Source organism: Bacillus sp. FJAT-27916 (assembly GCF_001183965.1).
Lineage (GTDB): Bacteria > Bacillota > Bacilli > Bacillales > Pradoshiaceae > Pradoshia.
On sequence record NZ_LFZV01000001.1, the window covers coordinates 4,126,957 to 4,147,322 of the forward strand.

A 20,366-nucleotide genomic window follows, 5' to 3' on the forward strand; every position below is an offset into this window, starting at 1 on the left:
ATTTGAAATCGTTGTCCTATTGTATTCGATCTTTTTGACATTTTATTGAACCATGGCAGATTGCCGTGATATGATGAAAGAATACATGATCGATAATAGAGGGAGTGAGCACAATGGTGAAAGTGTCGCCAAAGCTTCCGGGAGAGAATAATAAAGATTATGCCTATAGGGTGATAAAGGATTCTATTATGTCTTTAGAGTTAGAGCCTGGACAGGCAATAAGTGAAGTTGAGCTAGCAGAGGCCTTAAGCTTATCTCGTACTCCAGTTCGAGAAGTTCTAGCTAAATTACGCGAAGAGCACTTGATTGAAGTGATTCCGCAAGTGGGTACATATATATCCAAAATAAACCTTCAGCTCATTAAGGAAGCTTCTTTCATGAGATATATTTTGGAAAAAGAGGTACTTAAACTGGCTTGCGAATCTTTTCCAGATATAGCATTGTATGATTTGAAGAAAAATGTAGCTCTTCAAAAAGGCTTGCTTGGACAAAGTGGTAAAGAAGCCGATTTCCATCTGCTTGATAAAGAGTTTCACCGTATCATTTTTAAGGCAAATAAGAAGGAACATATCTGGGAAGCCATTACGAGAATAAGTACTCACTATAACCGCATGAGGCTTTTATCGGAAATCGAGCATAATTTTAGTGAGGCTATTAAGCAGCATGAAACCATCATTGATATTCTTGAACATAAAAGATGTGACCAAGTAGAGGATGTTGTGAATCTTCATATTATTGAAGCTACTAGGCTTTGGGATGATCTATATAAAGAGGGAAGCCCTTATATCCATTACTTTGATTCTATTGAAGGTGAGTCCGCAACTTCGTAGGATAATGGCAAAAAGATACGGATTTATTATTATGTAACAAATAAAAAACACCTATCATTTCAACTCGATTTTGGCAGAGCCGAATTGAAATGATAGGTGTTTTTTGCATGGGCGAATGAGAAGTAAGGCGTTTCACATAGCAGAACCTAATCTGCATTTAGGATGATATTGAGCCCTAAATAGCTAATCCCCGATGGCAATTTGGTTTATTTATTCAGGATAACCAATATATCGCTGAGATACAAGCATAGGGGAATTCAAGAGAGAAAAACCCTGTACTATACGCACTTTTTTTACTTGAAATGCCAGTAAGCACATGCTAGTATACAAGTATACAAGGCGATGCTTCTTATAAAGCCGAATAGTTAAGGATTCATTCTCTTTTTAAAAACGAGGCATTAGTAAAGAATAGTGTCGATAACGAAATGAGCCAATTTTGGAAGAAGCAGCGCATTTCAAAGGAATTGTTTGCAACTGGTGATGGACGATTCCTCACCAAAGAAATGGAAGAGGTGGATGTTATGTTGCAAAAACATCAAATTTTAAGCGATATACATGACGGCTATTTAGTAGCGGTTATCCGCGGAAAAAATAAAGAAGATGCAGTAGAAATATCAAAACAGGCATTCCAAGGCGGTATTCGATCTCTAGAAATCACCTTCTCAACCCCTGGTGCAGAGGATGCCATTGCTGAGCTAGTACAAATGGGGAACCCTAATATGGTTGTTGGAGCAGGAACTGTCCTTGATGGGGAAACAGCCCGTATCGCGATTATGAAAGGTGCGCGTTACATTGTAAGCCCTCACTTTAACAGCGATATTGCCGAAGTATGCAACCGCTATGCGATTCCATATCTACCTGGATGCGGGTCTGTAACAGAGATCATGCAGGCGCTGGAATCCGGCGTAGATGTTGTGAAGCTATTCCCAGGAAGCTTGATGGGACCAGGATTCTTAAAGGATGTGAAGGGTCCGATTCCTCATGTTGAGCTTATGCCATCAGGCGGTGTCAGCATTGACAACCTTGATCAATGGGTCAATAACGGCGCATTTGCAGTCGGTATCGGAAGTGCTCTGACAAAAGGGGTTAAAGACGGTGATTACAGCTCCGTTCAAGAAGTTGCACGTCAATTCGTTAACAAGCTGGCTTCTGTAAAAGCTGAATAATAAGGTTCGGCTGCATCGCTTAGAACGGCGGGGCGGCCAGCCTAGTTGAATGCCAATAGAGGAGGGATTCTGTTTGACTTCGTTTATTCATGAAAACTTTATGTTAAACAATGAAACAGCCGTCCGGTTGTATCACACATATGCAAAAGATATGCCAATCTATGATTATCATTGCCATCTATCCCCAAAGGATATCGCGGAGAATCGTAAATTCAATAATATTACCGAGCTATGGCTTGAAGGCGATCATTACAAATGGAGAGCCATGCGAGCGCACGGGGTTGGTGAAGAATATATCACAGGCGATGCGGATCCAAAGGAGAAATTTGCTGCTTGGGCGAAAACGGTCCCTCATACAATTGGGAATGCCTTGTATCATTGGACTCATATTGAGCTGAAGAAATACTTTGGTATTGAAGAGCTATTGAATGAGCATACATGGGAAGACATATGGAATCGTTGCAATGAATTGCTGCAGCAGGATGAATATTCTGTACAAGCTCTTATCAAACGGTCAAATGTTAAAGTAATCGGGACAACAGATGAACCGACTGATGACTTGAAATATCATCAGCAAATCGCTGAGCTTCCTGATTTTCCGGTGAAGGTATTGCCATCCTTCCGACCTGATAAAGGGTTAGAGATCAATAAGGCAACATTCGTTCCTTTTGTAGAAACACTTGAGAAGGTAACTGGAAAATCATTAGAAACGTATGAGGCCTTTGAGCAGGCATTACTAGAGAGAGTTCAATACTTCCATGAAAGCGGTTGTCGAGTATCAGACCATGGGGTGTCTGAGATTCCATACGCTGAGTTTGAAGAAAGTGAACTGAACGGTATTTATGAAGCGGGGCGCAGCGGTAAAGCTGTAAGCCTGGAAGATGAGAATAAATTTAAAACAGCCCTATTAATGAGTTTGGCAAAGGCCTACAAAGAGCGCGGTTGGGCTATGCAAATCCACTTTGGGGCAATCCGGAACAACAATACAAAAATGTTCCGCAAGCTTGGACCTGATGCAGGCTTTGATTCCATCAGCGACCAAGGGGAAGTGGCAGCACCATTAAATGCCCTTCTCGATGCGATGGAGCTGAATGATTCCTTGCCTAGAACGATTCTATATAACTTGAACCCAATTTATAACGAATTGATTGGGACTACGATTCAAAACTTCCAAGTCAATGAGGAAGGAATCGCAGGCAGAATTCAATTCGGTTCTGGATGGTGGTTCAATGACACAAAACCAGGCATGATTCGCCAATTAACGGCGCTTGCTGACCAAGGGCTATTAAGCCACTTCGTCGGAATGCTGACAGATTCACGCAGCTTTATCTCTTACAGCAGACATGAATACTTCCGCCGAATTCTATGTAACCTAGTTGGTCAATGGGTGGAAGCAGGGGAAATTCCAAATGATCAAGAAATGCTGAAAAACCTAATAGAAGGCATTTGTTATAACAACGCGAGAAACTACTTCGTAATCGAAGTAGTTTGACCTAGAGGAGGAACTTAATTATGGAAATGAGTTTTCGTTGGTATGGAAAGACAGATACAATTCCGCTTGAATATATTCGCCAAATTCCAGGCATGAAGGGAATTGTAACAGCTATTTATGATATCCCGGTTGGTGAAGCTTGGCCGATGGATAAAATCGAGGAATTGAAAAAGACTGTAGAAGATGCAGGTCTTCATATTTCTGTTATCGAGAGTGTACCGGTTCATGAAGATATCAAAATCGGTTTGCCAACTCGTGATAAATATATCGAGAACTATAAAACAACTCTACGTAACCTTGGAAAAGCTGGCATTCCAGTTGTATGCTACAACTTCATGCCAATCTTTGACTGGACACGTACTGACTTAGAATACCGTCTTCCAGATGGTTCTACAGCTCTTATCTTCGAAGAAGAAGTAGCGAAGAAAATGGATCCATTAACAGGTGAACTTTCTTTACCAGGCTGGGATTCTAGCTATAAGAAAGAAGACCTTCAACAATTATTCGATCACTACAAAAACGTGGATCATGAAAAACTTTGGGAAAACCTTGAGTACTTCATTAAAGAAATCATCCCAGTTGCAGAAGAAGCTGGCGTGAAAATGGCCATCCACCCGGATGATCCTCCATTCGATATCTTTGGATTACCACGTATCATCACAAACAAAGAAAACTTGGAAAGATTCGTTAACCTATATGACAGCCCTTATAACGGCTTGACAATGTGCAGCGGTTCCCTTGGTTCACATCCTGAGAACGATTTCCCTGAAATGCTTCGTTACTTCGGTAAAAAAGACCGCGTAAACTTTGTACATGCTCGTAACGTTAAATTAACTGGCGGAATGTCATTTGAAGAAAGTGCTCACCCATCTGAGTACGGTTCCGTTGATATGTATGAAGTGATTAAAGCGATGGCAGACTTCAATTACACAGGCCCAATCCGTCCTGACCACGGAAGAATGATCTGGGGCGAAACAGGAAAACCAGGCTACGGCTTATATGATCGTGCACTAGGTGCAACATACTTACATGGTCTATGGGAAGCAGAACAAAAAAACAGAAAATAATTGATGCGTTATATTAAAGGAGGATACGGACATGGCAGTTCCATTCAAAATGGATTTAACAGGTAAAGTTGCAGCTGTAACTGGCGGCGGCGGTGTATTAGGTTCTTATTTCGCAAAAGCTTTGGCAGAATGCGGAGCAAAAGTAGCGGTTATGGACCTTATGCAAGAAGCAGCAGATAAGGTTGCTGCTGAAATTAATGCGGCTGGCGGAACAGCAATCGGTGTTGCTGCTAACGTATTAGATAAGGAAGCTCTTGAAGCTGCAAGAGAAATCGTGAATAAAGAACTTGGAACAGTGGATATTCTTGTCAACAATGCTGGCGGAAACAATCCAAAAGGTACAACAGATGATGAGTTCTACAATGCAGAAGCTGTAAAGAACAATCCAGAAATGAAAACATTCTTTGATTTAGACCCTAAAGGAGTTAGCTTCGTATTCGACCTTAACTTCTTAGGTACTCTTCTTCCTTCTCAAGTCTTCGCACAAGATATGATCGGGAAAAAAGGTGCAAACATCATTAACATCTCTTCTATGAATGCTTACACACCTTTAACAAAAATCCCTGCATACAGCGGAGCGAAAGCAGCAATCAGTAACTTCACACAATGGTGTGCAACTTACTTTGCGAAAGCTGGCATTCGTGTTAATGCGATTGCACCAGGATTCCTTGTTACAAAACAAAATGAAAAATTATTGTTCAATGAAGATGGCACTCCATCTGCTAGAGCAGGAAAAATTCTTAACAGCACTCCAATGGAACGCTTCGGTGAGCCAGAAGAATTAGTTGGCGGATTGTTATACCTAGCGAGTGAAGAGGCAGCAAGCTTCGTAACTGGCGTCGTTATTCCAATCGATGGCGGATTCTCTTCTTACTCTGGCGTTTAATCTAATCAGATTCTTATGCTGAATGAAAGGTTGTTAATCTAATTTATTGGATTAGCAACCTTTATTTTCAAATGGCAAAAAACAAACCCAATGATAAAGAGGTTTTTATTCATGAAAGATACGATTCAAGAATTTCAAAAGACGAAAAACTTTTTAGTTTGTGTTGACTCTGATGGCTGTGCCATGGATACGATGGGGGTAAAACACGAGGAAGCTTTTGGGCCACGCGCAGTTGACGTTTGGGAGCTTCATTCTATTAAAGATCACTTCCTTAAAGTATGGAATGATATCAATCTTTACACAAGAACAAGAGGAATTAACCGCTTTAAAGGGGTTGTCGCTACATTTGAAGCGTTAGAAAAAGAAGGTATTGAAATGCCTGATATCTCTTCCTTTAAAAAGTGGACTGAAACAACAAATGAGCTTTCCAATCCTTCACTTGAAAGAGCCATTGCTGAAACGAATGATGAGCAATTAAAGAAGGCTTTAGAATGGAGCCATGCGGTTAACCGTACCATTGAGGAAGAACTCGCAGGTAATGATAAACCTGTTGAAGGCGCTAAAGCTGGATTGGAAACGGCTAATAATGTGGCAGACGTAGCGATTGTTTCATCAGCTAACGGCGCAGCTGTACTTGATGAATGGACAAGACATGAACTTTCTGTACATGTTGATGTCATGCTTGGTCAAGAGGCTGGTACGAAAGCCTATTGCATCGAGCAATTGAAGAAATTCGGCTATGAGAATACACATGTATTGATGATTGGAGATGCTCCTGGAGACTTATCTGCTGCAGAAGTAAATGACGTTCTTTATTACCCGATTCTTGTTGGGAAAGAGAAGTTCTCATGGGATCGTTTCAGAGATGAAGCATTAGCAAAATTCCTAGATGGAAGCTTTGCGGGTGATTATCAGCAGCAGCTGATCCAGGAATTTAACGATAACTTGAAGTAAGGTTTGGAGGAAATACGGATGATTCAAAAGATTGCTAAAAACATTCCGATGCCCAAAGTTGATTTAAAGGCAAAGCCTTATAATCTTTCTGATGAAGATATCAAATGGGTGAAAGATACGATTGCTGGAATGACTGTCGAAGAGAAAATCGGCCAGTTATTCATTAACTTGTTCTTCTTCGGAGATGATAAATTCAGCGGAAATGAGTTCACCAACAAAGAACTTCTTGAAAAGTATCATATTGGTGGAGCTCGTTACATGGGCGCTACATCTGATAAAGTACAAGCGCTTATCAACGACCTGCAAAAGGATTCCAAAATTCCATTGCTCGTAGCGGCGAACTGTGATGCTGGCGGTAATGGTGCGGTTAACGACGGCACTTATGTGGCATCTGCTGCTATGTGTGAAGCTTCCGGTGATGAACAAGTATCTTTTGACGCGGGTTATGTCAGCGGACGTGAAGCGCATGCAGTCGGTGTTAACTGGAACTTTGACCCATGTGTTGATATTTTGAAAAACTGGAGAAATACCATCGTTAACACGCGTGCATATGGTACAAATGCTGAAACCGTAATTAAGCACACAAATTCATACATTAAAGGGCTGACAGAAAGTAATGTAGGAGTATGCATCAAGCACTGGCCTGGCGATGGTACAGAGGAACGCGACCAGCACTTAGTTATGGGCGTGAATGAACTATCTGTTGATGAATGGGAAAAATCCTTTGGTGAAGTATACCGCAACCATATTGAAAATGGGGTACATTCCATCATGGCCGGTCATATCGCTTTACCGGAATATCAAAAAGCATTGGTGCCTGAGCTAGAAGACCGTGATATTCTACCAGCTACATTAGCACCGGAATTAATCAATGGCCTCCTAAAAGGCAAATTAGGCTTCAACGGCTTGGTACTGACAGATGCTTCTCACATGCTTGGAATGACGGCAGCTATGAGACGTGAAGAATATGTACCGCAATCCATTGCAGCCGGCTGTGATATGTTCTTGTTCTTCAATGATATTGATGAAGACTATAACTTCATGTTGAATGGTTACAAAAACGGCATCATCACAGAAGAACGTCTTCAAGATGCTTTAGAAAGAATCTTGGGCTTCAAAGCGACACTTGGCTTGCACAAAGCACAACAAGACGGTTCGATCTTCCGTGATGAAGAAGATTTAAAAGTTATTGGCTGTGAGGACCATATTGAACGTGCTAAACAAGCAGCTGACAAAGGAATTACGCTTGTTAAAAACACATTGGATCAGCTGCCAATTCGCCCAGAAACACATAAACGTATTCGTCTGTATTTCTTAGAAGGAGAAAAGGGCGGCATTTATGAAGGCGATGACAAAACGCTTACCTATATTGTGAAAGAGCTAGAAAGCAGAGGCTTTGAAGTAACCGTTAACGAAGGTAACACGCGTATTAAAGGCGCTACATTGAAATATCGTGAAGAAGTAGATGCAGCCCTAGTATTCGCTAATGTAGTTGGTTATGGTGCAGAAAATAACTACCGCATCAGATGGAAAGCAGCTATGGCGAACGAAATCCCTTGGTATGTACATGAAGTGCCAACTGTTTTCGTATCACTTAACTTTACAACACACTTAACCGATGTCCCTATGGTTAAAGCCTATATCAACGCATATAAAGATACAGACATCACGATTAAAGCGGTTATCGACAAAATTATGGGTGAATCCGACTTCAAAGGAACACCAAATGAAAACGTCTGGTGCAATAAGTGGGATACTAGACTATAAAATGATATTTAAGCAGGCGGAGAAACCAACTTGATTGGTGGACCGCCTGCTTTTTTTTAGTTGATAGGAATTCGATGGCTAGCAGGCTTTAAGAGTGAAAAGCAGCTTTACCAATATAAAGGGCTGACCTGAAGCCATCATAAACCTCCTTTAAAAAGTCATTTACCTAATTCCATTGACCTTGAATCACATACAACACATCTTTAGGATACTCAAATAATACGGAGGAAATGGCTAATAGGGTTTATTTATTGTGAATGCAGCATTTCTTTACGACTTATTGTGCCAAGAAGGAATGAATCATATTTATAGGTTTGTCTAAAAAAATAGACAACAAATCTCTGCTTATCTTAAAAATTATACACAACCAAAAAATGAACTTAAAAAATCTAATTTCCATTTGCATTCCTAGAAAAAAATTTTAATGTCCTATTTAAGGGAACACCAATCATGCCAAAGGCCAGTAGATTGAAAGAAAATAATCGCACAGAATATACAGGGAGAAAGGAAGGCTATATATTCAACCGATTCATTTTATTGTAGAGCGTAGCCCTGGAGATACCTAATTTTTTTGCGAGCTTGTTTTTGTTGCCGTGGACCTGCTGCAATTGCTCTAAGATCAGCTTTCTTTCAAAGGCGTCCAATTTTGCTTGAAAGGGGGAGTTAGGTTCTTCTTCAATTGTAGAAAGGGCAGTTTGTGCATGCCTTAGGATTGAGTTCGGAAGATGCTCTTTTTTGATTTCACCATCGATAGAGAAGATAACTAGGCGTTCGATTGTATTTCTCAGCTCTCTTATGTTGCCAGGCCAGTCATAGTTTAATAATGCTTGAAAGACATCATCAGGGAAATGTTTGATGTGCTGATGATGGGTCACAGAGAATTCATGTAAAAAGGTCTGAATTAGTTCGAATAGATCTTCTTTTCGTTTGCGCAGCGGAGGGATATCAAGGGAGATGACCTGCAGCCTATAATAGAGATCCTTACGGAATGTGCCTTCCTCTATCATCCTCTCAAGGTTTTGGTTGGTTGCAGCAATAATTCTGCAATTGACACTCCATGTTTTCGTTCCGCCTACTTGATAATACGTCTTCTCCTCAATAACACGGAGCAGCTTCACCTGCATGTCTAATGAGATTTCGCCAATTTCATCGAGGAGTAATGTGCCTCCGTTGGCCAATTCGAATTTTCCCTTTTTGCCTTTAGGGTTGGACCCTGAAAATGCGCCTCCTTCATAGCCGAATAATTCACTCTCAAATAAGGATGGCGGTATAGCTCCGCAGTTGATGGCAATAAAGGGACCGTGCCTTTCCTCACTGCAGTCGTGAATAGCTTTGGAGAATACCTCCTTGCCGACACCACTTTCGCCTGTGAGTAAGACAGGAGTTCTTGTGGTGCTGACCTTTTTAACCATTTCAATCATATTTTTAATAGATTGGCTGCGGCTTACGATATGGATAAAAGGGTCCTCTGAAGGGGTTAGCTTTGATACTTTATTTTGTAAATCAATGAGTTTGCTAGACATATGGATGAGTTCCTGTTGTAAGAGAATTTGAGAGGTAATATCGGTTTCTGCAGAAACGGCACCGATAATGCGATCTTTATGGATAACCGGATTTGAATTAATGAGAACAAATATATGTTCCCTTGGCTGATGCTGAATTCGGTAAACGGACTCTCCGGTTCGGAGGGTTTTTAATGATTGGAGCATTTCCAATGCAAAGAAATCAGTGGCGGGTTTTCCGATTATCTCTTCCCTGGGAATGTTGAAGATATATTCTGCAGAGGAGGTCCAGGCAATCATTTTTTCTTCGTGATTGATGATGGATATAGCATTGTCAGTTGTTTCGAGGATCGTTTCATAGTAAGCATATAGGTGTTGATAGGTTTCAAAAATTTTCTCTAACAGATCACCGCTTTTTACGTATCCAATGACGGTGTTTTTATCCTCGACGAGTACAATTTCATGGTCTGATAAAAGAGGGATGACGATATGTAAGGGTGTATCCTTGCTGATGAGCTGAGTCTTTATCCATGGAAGTCGAGAAGATATAGCTGTTTCAGCTGCATAGCAATGGTTATAATAGAAAAATTCTTCTTGAGGGGACTTTGTCCATAGAATGGGAGGTTTAGTGGATAAGTCACCGATTTCTAGCGCGTTTGATTGCTGCCATTCAAGGAATACAATGTCGGATTTTGTCACGCTTTGAATATTTGGCAAAAGAGTGCTCATAAAGGGCTCACCTATCATTCTTATTTTCTGAATATTTCTAAAATATATAAAGCTATTATACAATCTTCGTCATGCATTGTAAAATTTACCCTTTTAACAAGTTGGCATGATTCTTGCTTGTATATAGAGTGAAACAATCTAGAGAGGAGGGCGGCTGTTTAATCCATTAAGGATTTGCTCATGGAACGGTAAATTTAATCAGGAGGGAAGAAATGGTACGGTACATATCACAAAGAATCATTTATGCATTTTTAACATTTTTTCTTATTGCAACATTCTCTTTTTACCTCATGCAGACTTTGCCCGGTTCGCCATTTAATGATGCGAAATTAAGTCCTGACCAAAGAGAGAGGCTTTATGAAAAGTATGGCTTAGATGAACCAGTTTCCTATCAGTATTTTAAATATATGACGAATATTTTCAAGGGAGATCTAGGAGTATCATTTCAATTTGATGGACGCCCTGTCATGAATATATTTGCGGAACGGCTTGGTCCTTCAGCACAGCTTGGTATCCAGGCCTTAGTGCTGGGGACCATTGTAGGCGTTGTCATTGGAATTATTGCCGCTTTAAGGCATAATTCCTTTATCGATTATGGCGTGATGATCTTATCGGTCGCAGGAATTGCTATTCCATCCTTTGTTTTTGCCGGATTCCTGCAATATTGGATTGGCGTGAAGTTAAATTGGCTTCCTGTCGCCATGTGGAATGGGTTCGAGTATACGATTTTGCCGACACTAACCTTGGCCGTATCGATTGTTGCCGTCATAGCCAGATATATGAGGACAGAAATGCTTGAGGTTATCAATCAAGATTATTTGTTGACTGCTGAAGCAAAGGGGCTGTCAGGGTGGGCGATTGTCATTCGTCATTGTATTCGTAATGCCATTATCCCCGTTATTACGATATTAGGTCCTTTATTAGTCAGTTTAATGACAGGTTCATTAGTCATTGAAAAAATCTTTGGCATTCCCGGAATTGGGGAACAATTTGTTAAATCGATCATGACCAATGATTACCCTGTCATCATGGGGACTACCTTGCTATATAGCGCATTATTCATTATCGCAACGCTCATTGTCGATATTCTATATGGACTAATCGATCCAAGAATTCGCTTAATGGATGGAGGGAAATGATGGAGCCAAACACTATTGTGCCTAAAAAATTATTCAAGGTGGCAGAAAATAGGCCTGTCATGTATGATCAGCTATCAGCAGAGAATACATCTTATTGGAGCGGAGTTGGGAGAAGGTTCAAACAAAATAAAGTGGCCTTAACAGGTTTCATCATTCTGTTACTTCTGCTTTTCTTAGCCATATTGGGTCCATATTTTAATGAACATGGATATGATGATCAAGATATAAGCAGGGCTAATCTGCCTCCAAAAATTTCACTGCTCGAGTCGGTTTCATGGCTGCCCTTTGATGGGGTTGATACTCGAGGAGTTGACCAATATGAACAAAAGAACATAACGACAAATTTCTGGTTTGGCACCGATGAGCTAGGAAGGGATATATGGACAAGAGTATGGGAGGGAACGAGAGTATCCTTATATATTGCCTTGTTGGCAACCCTCATTGACATAATCATTGGCATCTCCTATGGAAGTATTTCTGCTTATTATGGCGGTAGGGTTGATAATATCATGCAACGGATCATTGAAATTTTAATTGGTATTCCACAGCTCATTATTATCATCATGCTGATTCTTGTTTTGAAGCCGGGCATCATTACGTTAACGATTGCGATGGGCCTTGCCGGGTGGACTGGCATGGCAAGGATTGTCCGCGGGAACATGTTGAAATTAAAAGAGCAAGAGTTTGTTTTGGCATCACGAACACTTGGGGCAAAGGATAGACGGCTGATTTTTCGGAATTTATTGCCGAATACACTAGGTCCAATTATTATAACGGTTTCCTTCTCTATACCTGGAGCCGTGTTCTCAGAAGCCTTTTTAAGCTTTATCGGACTGGGACTTCAGCCGCCGACAGCCTCTTTAGGAACCATTGTGAATGATGGCTTTAAATATATGAGAATTTATCCACACCAAATGGTTATTTCTTCTGTTGTAATCAGCTTGATTATGATTAGTTTCAATTTAATTGGCGATGGGCTGCGCGACGCGCTCGACCCTAGGTCACGAAAAAGATAAAAGAGGTGGAAGATAACGCATGGAGAAAATCTTAGAGGTAAATAATTTACACGTTTCTTTTCGAACCGATTATGGGAAAGTCCATGCAGTTCGCGGCGTTTCCTTTCATGTACATAAAGGAGAAACAATTGCCATTGTGGGGGAATCAGGCTCTGGCAAATCCGTCACATCAAAAGCGATTATGCGCTTGATTAAGGAGCCTGCTGGAAAGATTGAAGCTGGTGAAATATTGTTTGAGGGCAGAAACCTTCTTTCATTGTCGAAAAGGGAAATGAAGAAGGTACAAGGGTCCAAGATATCGATGATTTTTCAAGACCCGATGTCGTCGCTTAACCCGACGATGACCATCGGCGCCCAAATTGGCGAGGGGCTGGTTGCTCATCAAAACTATAAAAAAAGTGAGTCGAGGAAAAGGGTCATAGAATTGCTAGAGCTAGTGGGCATTTCTGAGCCGCATATTCGCTATAAGCATTACCCCCACCAGTTCTCCGGAGGGATGCGGCAGAGGGCTGCCATCGCGATGGCTCTTGCGTGTAATCCGAAAATCCTGATTGCAGATGAGCCGACGACTGCCTTAGATGTTACTGTGCAGGCTCAAATTTTAGAGTTATTGAAGGATATTCAAAAAAAGCTTGGAACTTCGATTATCTTCATAACCCATGACTTTGGGGTTGTTGCTAATATGGCCGATCGCGTAATGGTCATGTATGCGGGAAAGATCATTGAAACAGGAACAGTCGATGAAATCTTCTCTGAGCCGAGGCATCCATATACATATGGATTATTGGCATCGATGCCAAGTTTGCATGAAGAGGCGGGGGCATTATTTTCAATACCAGGAAGTCCGCCGGATTTATCAGCCTTGCCGAAGGGAGACCCATTCGCGCCGAGGAACAGACTTGCTTTAGAGGTTGATTTTGAGATGGAGCCGCCAGCCTTTCAATTGTCAGAAACCCATTATGCTTCCACATGGCTGTTGCACCCAGATGCCCCGAAGCTCGATCTCACGGGAAGTATGGGACAAAAACAAAAGGAGAAGGCGAAAAATGAAGCAGTAAAGGATAAGAGACAATCGACTGAAAAGGTTCTTGAGCTAAGCAATGTCAGCAAGATTTTTAAAATTGGCAGGGGCAAGCTTCTTCATGCGGTAAATGGAATAAGCCTTGATGTGTATAAGGGAGAGACCGTTGGGATTGTCGGCGAGTCCGGCAGTGGAAAATCGACCTTGGGCAGGACAATCATTGGATTACTGCAGGCAGATGGAGGGAGTATTAAATTCAGGGGAAAGGATTTCCAGAATATTAAGTCCAATGATGATTGGCAAGCGGCTAAGCGGAATATGCAGATGATATTTCAAGACCCCTATTCATCCTTAAACCCACGATTAACCGTTAGTGATATTATCGGTGAGGGGATTGATATTCACCGCTTATTTAAGAGCAGGAACGAGCGGAATAAAGAGATAGTTGAATTGCTTGAAACGGTGGGACTAAGCAGGAAGCATGCGAGTCGTTATCCGCATGAGTTTAGCGGCGGACAACGCCAACGGATTGGGATTGCCCGCGCTTTGGCTGTTAATCCAAGCTTAATCATTGCGGATGAGCCAATTTCTGCCTTGGATGTCTCCATACAAGCACAAGTAGTAAACCTGCTTAAGTCGATTCAGGAGGAGCGGGAATTAACCTTCCTGTTCATCGCACATGATTTATCGATGGTGAAATACATTAGCGATCGGATTGGTGTTATGTATAAGGGTCAGATAGTTGAATTAGCCAAGAGCAGTGAGTTATATAAAAACCCTCTCCATCCTTATACAAAGGCTCTATTATCTGCTAATCCTATTCCGGATCCAGCGGTTGAGAGACAAAGGGAAAGGATTGTCTTTCAGGAAGCGGAATATAACCAAGAAAGGGAACGAGTATTTCGCGAAGTCGGGGATGACCACTGGATTTTATGCTCAGAGAAGGAATTTGAGAATGTAAGAAAATATGAATCAATTACCAAAGGCATGAAATAGTCTTTCCTCTGGAGGGATGAGGATGAATAGAAAAGGGAGATACATACTTGTTCTCGTTACAGCTATTGGTTGTTCGCTTTTACTTACCTTTAAGCAATCAGAGCCGCTTTGGATTGGTTTTGTGAACAGTCTGTTTTTTGTCGCCTTAGCTATTTTTTGTTTTGGCATAATAGGCTTATTGCTTCAAAAAGGAGCCTATCATCTGACAATTACGAGCTTTAGGAGATTTTTTAAGCATTCTGGGAAATTAGGAGAATACATTTTAGAAAGAGATGAAGGGGAGATGCAAAACCATAAAACGTCCCAACTGCTATTCCCGCAAATATTAGTCAATTCAGGAGGATGTCTTCTACTTTTGTCCTGCTTGGCTTCTATTTATTTTCTTGGATAAGATTGTATAAAAAGGGGGTGCTTCCGGCATGGAGCACCCCTTTCATGACGAATTACTTAATTAATCTTGACCCATTTATACGTTTTATTGCCGCCATATGGGTGGTCAGCAATGCCTTTGACATTCGTCTTCGTTAAGGTGGTCTTTCCTGCTTGGAACATTGGAGAAACTGCGGCATTCTCTTCAATGAGAATTCGCTCAGCTTCCTGTAAATTACCCCAACGCTTGGCAATATCCGTTTCCTTATAAGCTGCGTCAATCAGCTGGTCAAATTCCTTGTTGGAGAAATTCATCCAGTTATAAGGGTTATTTGTGTGGAAGATTTCCAGAAACGAAATCGGGTCATGATAATCCGGGCTCCATCCGCTATACGATAATTCGTAATCTTGTTTTGCCTCTAGGTCTAGCTTCTGTTTGGACGGCTGCTGGTTTACGTTGAGTGTTAATCCTGGCAAATTCTTTTCTAGCTGATTTTTGACATATTGTGCAACGGTTTTCGTTATATCGCTATCATAGCTTAACAGCTCAAGCTCGATTTCCTTGACGCCTAATTCCTTAAGCCCCTTATTCCAATATTCTGTTGCTTCTTGGGTATTCGTTTCGTTAAATCCATCATACTTCGCTCGAAAATCCTTACCGCTCTCATCTTTCGTGAATTCCTTAGGTACGACGAAATGGGCAGCCAAGGAGCCATTGTTCAAAATGGATTCAATGTCTTTTTTGTTCCATCCTAAATCGAGTGCCTTACGGATATTCACATTGGCTAAATACTTATTTTGCTGATTCATGCGGATGAAATAGACAGTAGGGTCGAGTGAGCTCTTATATTCAGGAGTCGAAGAATATTGATCGACAAATTCAGCTGATAAGCCAATAGCATCCAGTTCGCCTGATTCAAACATATTTACAGCAGTGGCTGTATCATTTATGACATTTGCCTCAATCGAGTCAATTGCGACGCTTTCGGCACCCCAATAGTCTTTGTTTTTCTTATAAGTCCAGCTTGCCCCTTGTTTCCAGTCTTCCAATGTAAATGGTCCGTTATAGATTAAATGATCAGTTCCCAAGGCATAATTTTCACCTTGTGATTCAACGAATTCTTGATTTTGTGGGAAGAAAACAGGTGTCGTCAGCAGGCTTAAAAAGTATGGAGAAGGATTTTCTAATTCAACTTGAAGAGTGTAATCATCAGTTGCCTTGATTCCTAGTTCATCGACTTTATCAAACAGCTCATGATCCTTTGTTTGGATGGCAATAGAGTTCTTGAGCGGAGCCATGAGATAAGAGAATGGACTTAATGTTGAAGAGGAATGAGCTCTTTTCCATGCGTATTCAAAATCATGTGCAGTAACAGGCGTCCCATTGCTCCATTCAGCCCCTTCCCTTAATTTGAATGTGTAGCTTAATTGATCATCACTCACCTCATAGGATTTAGCGATTCCTGGAGTCGGCTCATTATTTTCATCGAGCCGGTAGAGTCCTTCAAAAATATTATTCATAACAATGGAAGAAGGAACATCATAGCTCCCAAGAGTATTTATGGTAGCAATATCATTTGCTGAAACCTTCAATACTTGATTGGCACTGCTTGTTTCTTTTCCCTGTGACTCTGACCCGCTTTCATTGTCCTGTTGGCATCCTACTAGAGCAAGACAAACCACGAACAGGCAGATGAACAGAAACCTTGTCTTTTTTTTAACCTTCATTCACTTATTCCCCCTTTTTTATGGCACTGCTTTTTGTATTTCCACTAGGTAAAAAGCAGGTACTATTTAAATACATGCAATATTCATGCCAAAGTGAAATGGAAAGTTATAAGGACATATTAAATTGTTAATAAAAGATCAGGTTAGGTAGTGTACAATTTTTTAGACATCAAATAGGTCGAGGTTGTTTAAATATTGAGATGGAAGTGAGTTGCTGAAGGGCTGTAAGAAGGATGAGAAAGGGGCTTTAATAGTAGCCCCTTCTCTAAAAAATGACATCATTTGCTGATGCTCTTTTTATTTTCTAATTTGCGATAATAAACTGCCAGCAGCATGGACGGTATTGTACATATCACCATGCCCAAGAAGGCATATTGCGGCTCAATTTCGTATAAATATCCGCCAAATATTGTAAACACAGCTGTGCTCCAACTGAGGGCAAAGGCTGAATATAAGCCCTGTGCCTTTGCTACATGGGCGGATGGGATAAACTTAATCAAATATTTCATGAAGGCATAATGCCCCATTGCAAATGATAGAGAGTGCAAGAGCTGCGCAACCGAGAACATGATCACATTCGGGAAGGCAAATACGAGCACCCAGCGAATGGTTGAACCCAGTGAGGCAATCGCCAATAGTGAGCCGACAGAGAAGCGTCCGAATTTCCGATCCGCGATGGCGAAGAAAATAATCTCCGCAATAACGGCAATATTGATGATGACCCCGATTAAATATTTCGGTGCTTCAATCTCCTGCAAGAAGAGATAGCCATAATTATAGTAGGATGCATGGGCAGCCTGCAGCAGGATGACAATCATCAGAACCAATGGGAAGTTCTTGATGCGGAATAATTTCATCCATCCGCCTGTTTGCGGCAGGTCAGTCTTTGGTTTCTCTGACAAAATGAGCGGTGCACGCATAAAGCCAAGTCCGACAGAGATGGCGGCTGTCAGTAATAATCCCCATAAAATCATGTTATCGCCATACATGCCTGTAAAGACGGTCAGCAGGACACCGGAAACGATGAACCCAGTTGATCCCCATTGGCGGCTTTTCCCATAATCCCTAAGCTGATGATTCTGTACCAAAACGGTCGCCGCATTATCCAAGGCAGGCATCAATGTTGGGTAGAAAATATGAATGATCAGTGTAACGATCAATAAGCTCATAAAGGATTCGGCCGGAATATAGCATAGAATGGACAAGACGGTCGCAATCCCCGCCATATTAAGCACAGCCTTGCTTGTGAACTTCCCTGATAAATAGGGGAAGACAAACAAGGTAGAAAGCCCTCTTGCTACAAGGCCTAAGCTCATGATCAAGCTCGCCTCTGCAACCGAGACTCCTTTCACATCTACCAGCCAGCCTGTCCAATAGGGAAGGAAGATTCCCCATGTCACATAAAAACTAAAGAATTGTATACTCATCCAACGATGCGCGTTCATTATGTATCCCCCTTTGTATGCATGGTATCATGAAAAGACAGAATAATAATATGAGATTTCTCATATTTCAGAGGTGGAACATGGAAATCTATAAAGGTGAGAAAAGGGAGCAGTATATACAGCAGCATTCGATTGCTCATCTATTCGCTTCTTCAGTTGAGAAAATGATTGAAGTGCATGAATACAAGCGAGATGAATGGATTATTTGGGAAGGTCAGAGATCGGAATATCTCTTCTATGTGATGGAAGGAAAGGCGAAAATCTATGTCACCCATCAGAATGGGAAAGCGTCTCTCTTGAACTTTGTACATACGAATGAATTCATTGGCGAAATGGAGCTCCTGCATGAGGTGTATTATACAAGGGGTGTCCAGGCAGCAACAAGAACGGTATGCCTGGCTCTCCCCTTTCATCCATGCCGCAGCGAGCTGCTTGAGGATGCTAAATTCTTGAGGGAATTAACAAAGGTATTGAGCGTGAAAGCAACCATTATGGCAGAAAGATATTCACAGACTTTAGCCTATCCGCTTGAAAATAGACTGGCCGACTTTATTTTGCAAACGGCAGATGAAGGGCTTTATCGGGAAAAGCATGTTATCGTCTGTGATTACTTAGGGGTATCCTACCGTCATTTATTGCATGTGCTTGCACAGTTTTGTGAGAAGGGATACTTGGAGAAGGAACGGCGATATTACTTGATTAAGGATGAAGAGTCATTATACAGGCTTGCCGGGATGCTGAAGAATTGATGAAGGCATGATGAATGATTGAAACGAGTCTAAAGGAAAGGGACAGATTCTTATGAAATTTATACTAGCACCTGATTCATTTAAAGAAAGTATGTCAGCGAAAAAGGCATGCCTTGCGATGGAGAAAGGGATTAAGACGGTCTTTCCGAATGCCGAATGTGTAGCTGTACCCATGGCAGACGGAGGAGAGGGAACAGTTGAATCCTTGGTAAGCCAGTCAAATGGCGAAATCATTCACATAGAAGTCATTGGTCCATTAGGTGAAGCCGTAACTGCGCAATATGGCCTGATTAGTGAGGGACAGACAGCCGTCATTGAGATGGCTGCAGCTAGCGGACTCGAGTTAATTAAACCGGCTGATAGAAATCCGCTTCTGACCACTACCTTTGGAACAGGTCAACTGATCAAGGATGCTCTGGACAGAGGGGCGAGACGATTTCTGATTGGCATCGGCGGAAGTGCCACCAATGACGGCGGAGCGGGCATGCTTCAGGCATTGGGTGTTTCCTTTAAGGATAAGGATGGAGAAGAGCTGCCCTTTGGCGGCGGAGCGCTTGGGCATCTTCATACCATTGATACAAGCAGAATGGATGAACGACTCAAGTTGGTGCAAATCGATGTCGCCTGTGATGTGACCAATCCCTTGATTGGGGAGAACGGCGCATCAGCCGTTTTTGGTCCGCAAAAGGGAGCAACACCAGAAATGGTCCGCCTGCTCGACTGTAATCTTGCTCATTATGCCGAGATGATTCAAAGGCAGCTTGGAAAAGATATTGCGGGCTGTGAAGGGGCGGGAGCGGCTGGTGGACTGGGCGCAGGTCTTCTTGCCTTCATGAATGCCGATTTGAAAAAAGGAATTGATCTTGTCATTGAATATACAGGCATTGAGAATGTAATGAAGGATGCTGATTATGTGTTTACGGGTGAAGGCAGTATTGACGGTCAAACCTTATTTGGCAAGACGCCCTATGGGGTTGCGAAGATTGCTGAGAAATATTCCATTCCTGTCATTGCCTTTGCTGGCAAGGTAGGCAAAGGAACAGAGGAACTCTATGAACATGGCTTCCATGTTATTATCGGTATCTTAAAAGGTGTGACAACCATAGAGGAAGCTCTTGAATCAGGTGAAGAGAATCTAGCCTTTGCTGCAGAAAATGTATGCCGCATCTTGAACATTACCCTATAAGGGAACACTGCTGATGGACTAACGGGTTCTCTTTTGAGGGAGAAAAATAGAAATAACAAGCCGTATAACACAGCAATTAACATTGTTAATTTGCTTGTTAAAACCATAGATGATTAAACGAAAAGGAATGCGAGGGAACATAATAGAATATTTAATAAGGTTAAATTCAGTCAAACCTTATAATATGAAGGGGCAGTTTAGTTTAACAAGAGCAACTGAGAAAGTAACATTAAGTTAATTCAGTATTTTAAGAGTAAAAAAAAAAAAGGGGGGAGAAGAAGTAAGATGGGAAAACGTACAAAAACAATAGCATTAAATATATTA

Annotated in this window: 16 protein-coding genes; 13 read left to right on the forward strand and 3 right to left on the reverse strand. The window is 41.5% G+C overall.

Annotated features, from left to right (window positions below; translation table 11 throughout):
* Positions 1 to 113: 113 nt before the first annotated feature.
* From AC622_RS20250 to AC622_RS20280, 7 genes are all read left to right on the forward strand, one after another.
* Positions 114 to 830, forward strand: a complete 717-nt coding sequence (locus AC622_RS20250; protein ID WP_049672678.1) for a GntR family transcriptional regulator — start codon at positions 114 to 116, stop codon at positions 828 to 830.
* Positions 831 to 1,354: 524 nt separating this feature from the next.
* Positions 1,355 to 1,996, forward strand: a complete 642-nt coding sequence (locus AC622_RS20255; RefSeq protein WP_082197290.1) for a bifunctional 2-keto-4-hydroxyglutarate aldolase/2-keto-3-deoxy-6-phosphogluconate aldolase — start codon at positions 1,355 to 1,357, stop codon at positions 1,994 to 1,996.
* Positions 1,997 to 2,069: 73 nt separating this feature from the next.
* On the forward strand, positions 2,070 to 3,488 hold the full coding sequence (gene uxaC, locus AC622_RS20260; protein ID WP_156185675.1) for a glucuronate isomerase: 1,419 nt from the start codon (positions 2,070 to 2,072) through the stop codon (positions 3,486 to 3,488).
* 20 nt (positions 3,489 to 3,508) lie between these two features.
* On the forward strand, positions 3,509 to 4,555 hold the full coding sequence (gene uxuA, locus AC622_RS20265; protein WP_049672680.1) for a mannonate dehydratase: 1,047 nt from the start codon (positions 3,509 to 3,511) through the stop codon (positions 4,553 to 4,555).
* Positions 4,556 to 4,586: 31 nt separating this feature from the next.
* Complete coding sequence (locus AC622_RS20270; RefSeq protein WP_049672681.1) at positions 4,587 to 5,441, forward strand: SDR family oxidoreductase; 855 nt, start codon at positions 4,587 to 4,589, stop codon at positions 5,439 to 5,441.
* A gap of 111 nt (positions 5,442 to 5,552) precedes the next feature.
* The gene (locus tag AC622_RS20275; protein WP_049672682.1) at positions 5,553 to 6,395 is read left to right on the forward strand and encodes an HAD family hydrolase; all 843 of its coding nucleotides are present in this window, start codon (positions 5,553 to 5,555) and stop codon (positions 6,393 to 6,395) included.
* 3 nt (positions 6,396 to 6,398) lie between these two features.
* A complete protein-coding gene (locus AC622_RS20280; protein WP_231589564.1) occupies positions 6,399 to 8,162 on the forward strand; it encodes a glycoside hydrolase family 3 protein in 1,764 nt (587 codons plus the stop codon).
* A gap of 512 nt (positions 8,163 to 8,674) precedes the next feature.
* On the opposite strand, the gene AC622_RS20285 is transcribed toward AC622_RS20280, so the two are convergent.
* Positions 8,675 to 10,393 carry a sigma-54 interaction domain-containing protein gene (locus AC622_RS20285; protein ID WP_049672683.1) on the reverse strand — a complete coding sequence of 573 codons (1,719 nt, stop codon included), beginning with the start codon at positions 10,391 to 10,393 and terminating at the stop codon, positions 8,675 to 8,677.
* A gap of 212 nt (positions 10,394 to 10,605) precedes the next feature.
* Between AC622_RS20285 and opp3b the strand changes: the two genes are divergently transcribed.
* Genes opp3b through AC622_RS20305 form a run of 4 tightly spaced genes read left to right on the forward strand, consistent with a single transcriptional unit; the run spans position 10,606 to position 14,956 of the window.
* Positions 10,606 to 11,532 (forward strand): oligopeptide ABC transporter permease, encoded by a 927-nt coding sequence (opp3b, locus tag AC622_RS20290; RefSeq protein WP_049672684.1) that lies wholly within the window; start codon positions 10,606 to 10,608, stop codon positions 11,530 to 11,532.
* A complete protein-coding gene (gene opp3C, locus AC622_RS20295) occupies positions 11,529 to 12,548 on the forward strand; it encodes an oligopeptide ABC transporter permease (protein WP_049672685.1) in 1,020 nt (339 codons plus the stop codon). The genes opp3b and opp3C overlap by 4 nt, the downstream gene beginning before the upstream one ends.
* Before the next feature lie 19 nt (positions 12,549 to 12,567).
* The gene (locus tag AC622_RS21590) at positions 12,568 to 14,565 is read left to right on the forward strand and encodes an ABC transporter ATP-binding protein (RefSeq protein ID WP_053103784.1); all 1,998 of its coding nucleotides are present in this window, start codon (positions 12,568 to 12,570) and stop codon (positions 14,563 to 14,565) included.
* 22 nt (positions 14,566 to 14,587) lie between these two features.
* Positions 14,588 to 14,956, forward strand: a complete 369-nt coding sequence (locus tag AC622_RS20305) for a DUF3899 domain-containing protein (RefSeq protein ID WP_049672686.1) — start codon at positions 14,588 to 14,590, stop codon at positions 14,954 to 14,956.
* Positions 14,957 to 15,012: 56 nt separating this feature from the next.
* Here the strand turns inward: AC622_RS20305 and AC622_RS20310 are convergent, their stop codons facing one another.
* Both AC622_RS20310 and AC622_RS20315 read right to left on the reverse strand, forming a co-directional pair.
* The gene (locus AC622_RS20310) at positions 15,013 to 16,662 is read right to left on the reverse strand and encodes a peptide ABC transporter substrate-binding protein (protein ID WP_049672687.1); all 1,650 of its coding nucleotides are present in this window, start codon (positions 16,660 to 16,662) and stop codon (positions 15,013 to 15,015) included.
* A 278-nt stretch (positions 16,663 to 16,940) separates the two neighbouring features.
* Entirely contained in the window at positions 16,941 to 18,107 is a 1,167-nt protein-coding gene (locus tag AC622_RS20315) for an MFS transporter (protein WP_049672688.1), read from the reverse strand.
* Between the two features lie 80 nt (positions 18,108 to 18,187).
* On the opposite strand from AC622_RS20315, the gene yeiL reads away from it, so the two are divergent.
* Both yeiL and AC622_RS20325 read left to right on the forward strand, forming a co-directional pair.
* Positions 18,188 to 18,856: a transcriptional regulator YeiL gene (gene yeiL / locus AC622_RS20320; protein WP_049672689.1), complete on the forward strand. Its 669-nt coding sequence runs from the start codon at positions 18,188 to 18,190 to the stop codon at positions 18,854 to 18,856.
* A 52-nt stretch (positions 18,857 to 18,908) separates the two neighbouring features.
* Positions 18,909 to 20,042, forward strand: a complete 1,134-nt coding sequence (locus AC622_RS20325; protein WP_049672690.1) for a glycerate kinase — start codon at positions 18,909 to 18,911, stop codon at positions 20,040 to 20,042.
* Positions 20,043 to 20,366 lie beyond the last annotated feature (324 nt).

Bases quoted from the DNA above. Each gene is read 5' to 3' on its own strand.
- AC622_RS21590 (WP_053103784.1), top strand. From the start codon at position 12,568: ATGGAGAAAATCTTAGAGGTAAATAATTTACACGTTTCTTTTCGAACC.
- opp3b (WP_049672684.1), top strand. From the start codon at position 10,606: ATGGTACGGTACATATCACAAAGAATCATTTATGCATTTTTAACATTT.
- AC622_RS20275 (WP_049672682.1), top strand. From the start codon at position 5,553: ATGAAAGATACGATTCAAGAATTTCAAAAGACGAAAAACTTTTTAGTT.
- AC622_RS20250 (WP_049672678.1), top strand. From the start codon at position 114: ATGGTGAAAGTGTCGCCAAAGCTTCCGGGAGAGAATAATAAAGATTAT.
- AC622_RS20305 (WP_049672686.1), top strand. From the start codon at position 14,588: ATGAATAGAAAAGGGAGATACATACTTGTTCTCGTTACAGCTATTGGT.
- yeiL (WP_049672689.1), top strand. From the start codon at position 18,188: ATGGAAATCTATAAAGGTGAGAAAAGGGAGCAGTATATACAGCAGCAT.
- opp3C (WP_049672685.1), top strand. From the start codon at position 11,529: ATGATGGAGCCAAACACTATTGTGCCTAAAAAATTATTCAAGGTGGCA.
- AC622_RS20325 (WP_049672690.1), top strand. From the start codon at position 18,909: ATGAAATTTATACTAGCACCTGATTCATTTAAAGAAAGTATGTCAGCG.
- AC622_RS20270 (WP_049672681.1), top strand. From the start codon at position 4,587: ATGGCAGTTCCATTCAAAATGGATTTAACAGGTAAAGTTGCAGCTGTA.
- AC622_RS20310 (WP_049672687.1), bottom strand. From the start codon at position 16,662: ATGAAGGTTAAAAAAAAGACAAGGTTTCTGTTCATCTGCCTGTTCGTG.
- AC622_RS20315 (WP_049672688.1), bottom strand. From the start codon at position 18,107: ATGAACGCGCATCGTTGGATGAGTATACAATTCTTTAGTTTTTATGTG.
- AC622_RS20285 (WP_049672683.1), bottom strand. From the start codon at position 10,393: ATGAGCACTCTTTTGCCAAATATTCAAAGCGTGACAAAATCCGACATT.
- uxuA (WP_049672680.1), top strand. From the start codon at position 3,509: ATGGAAATGAGTTTTCGTTGGTATGGAAAGACAGATACAATTCCGCTT.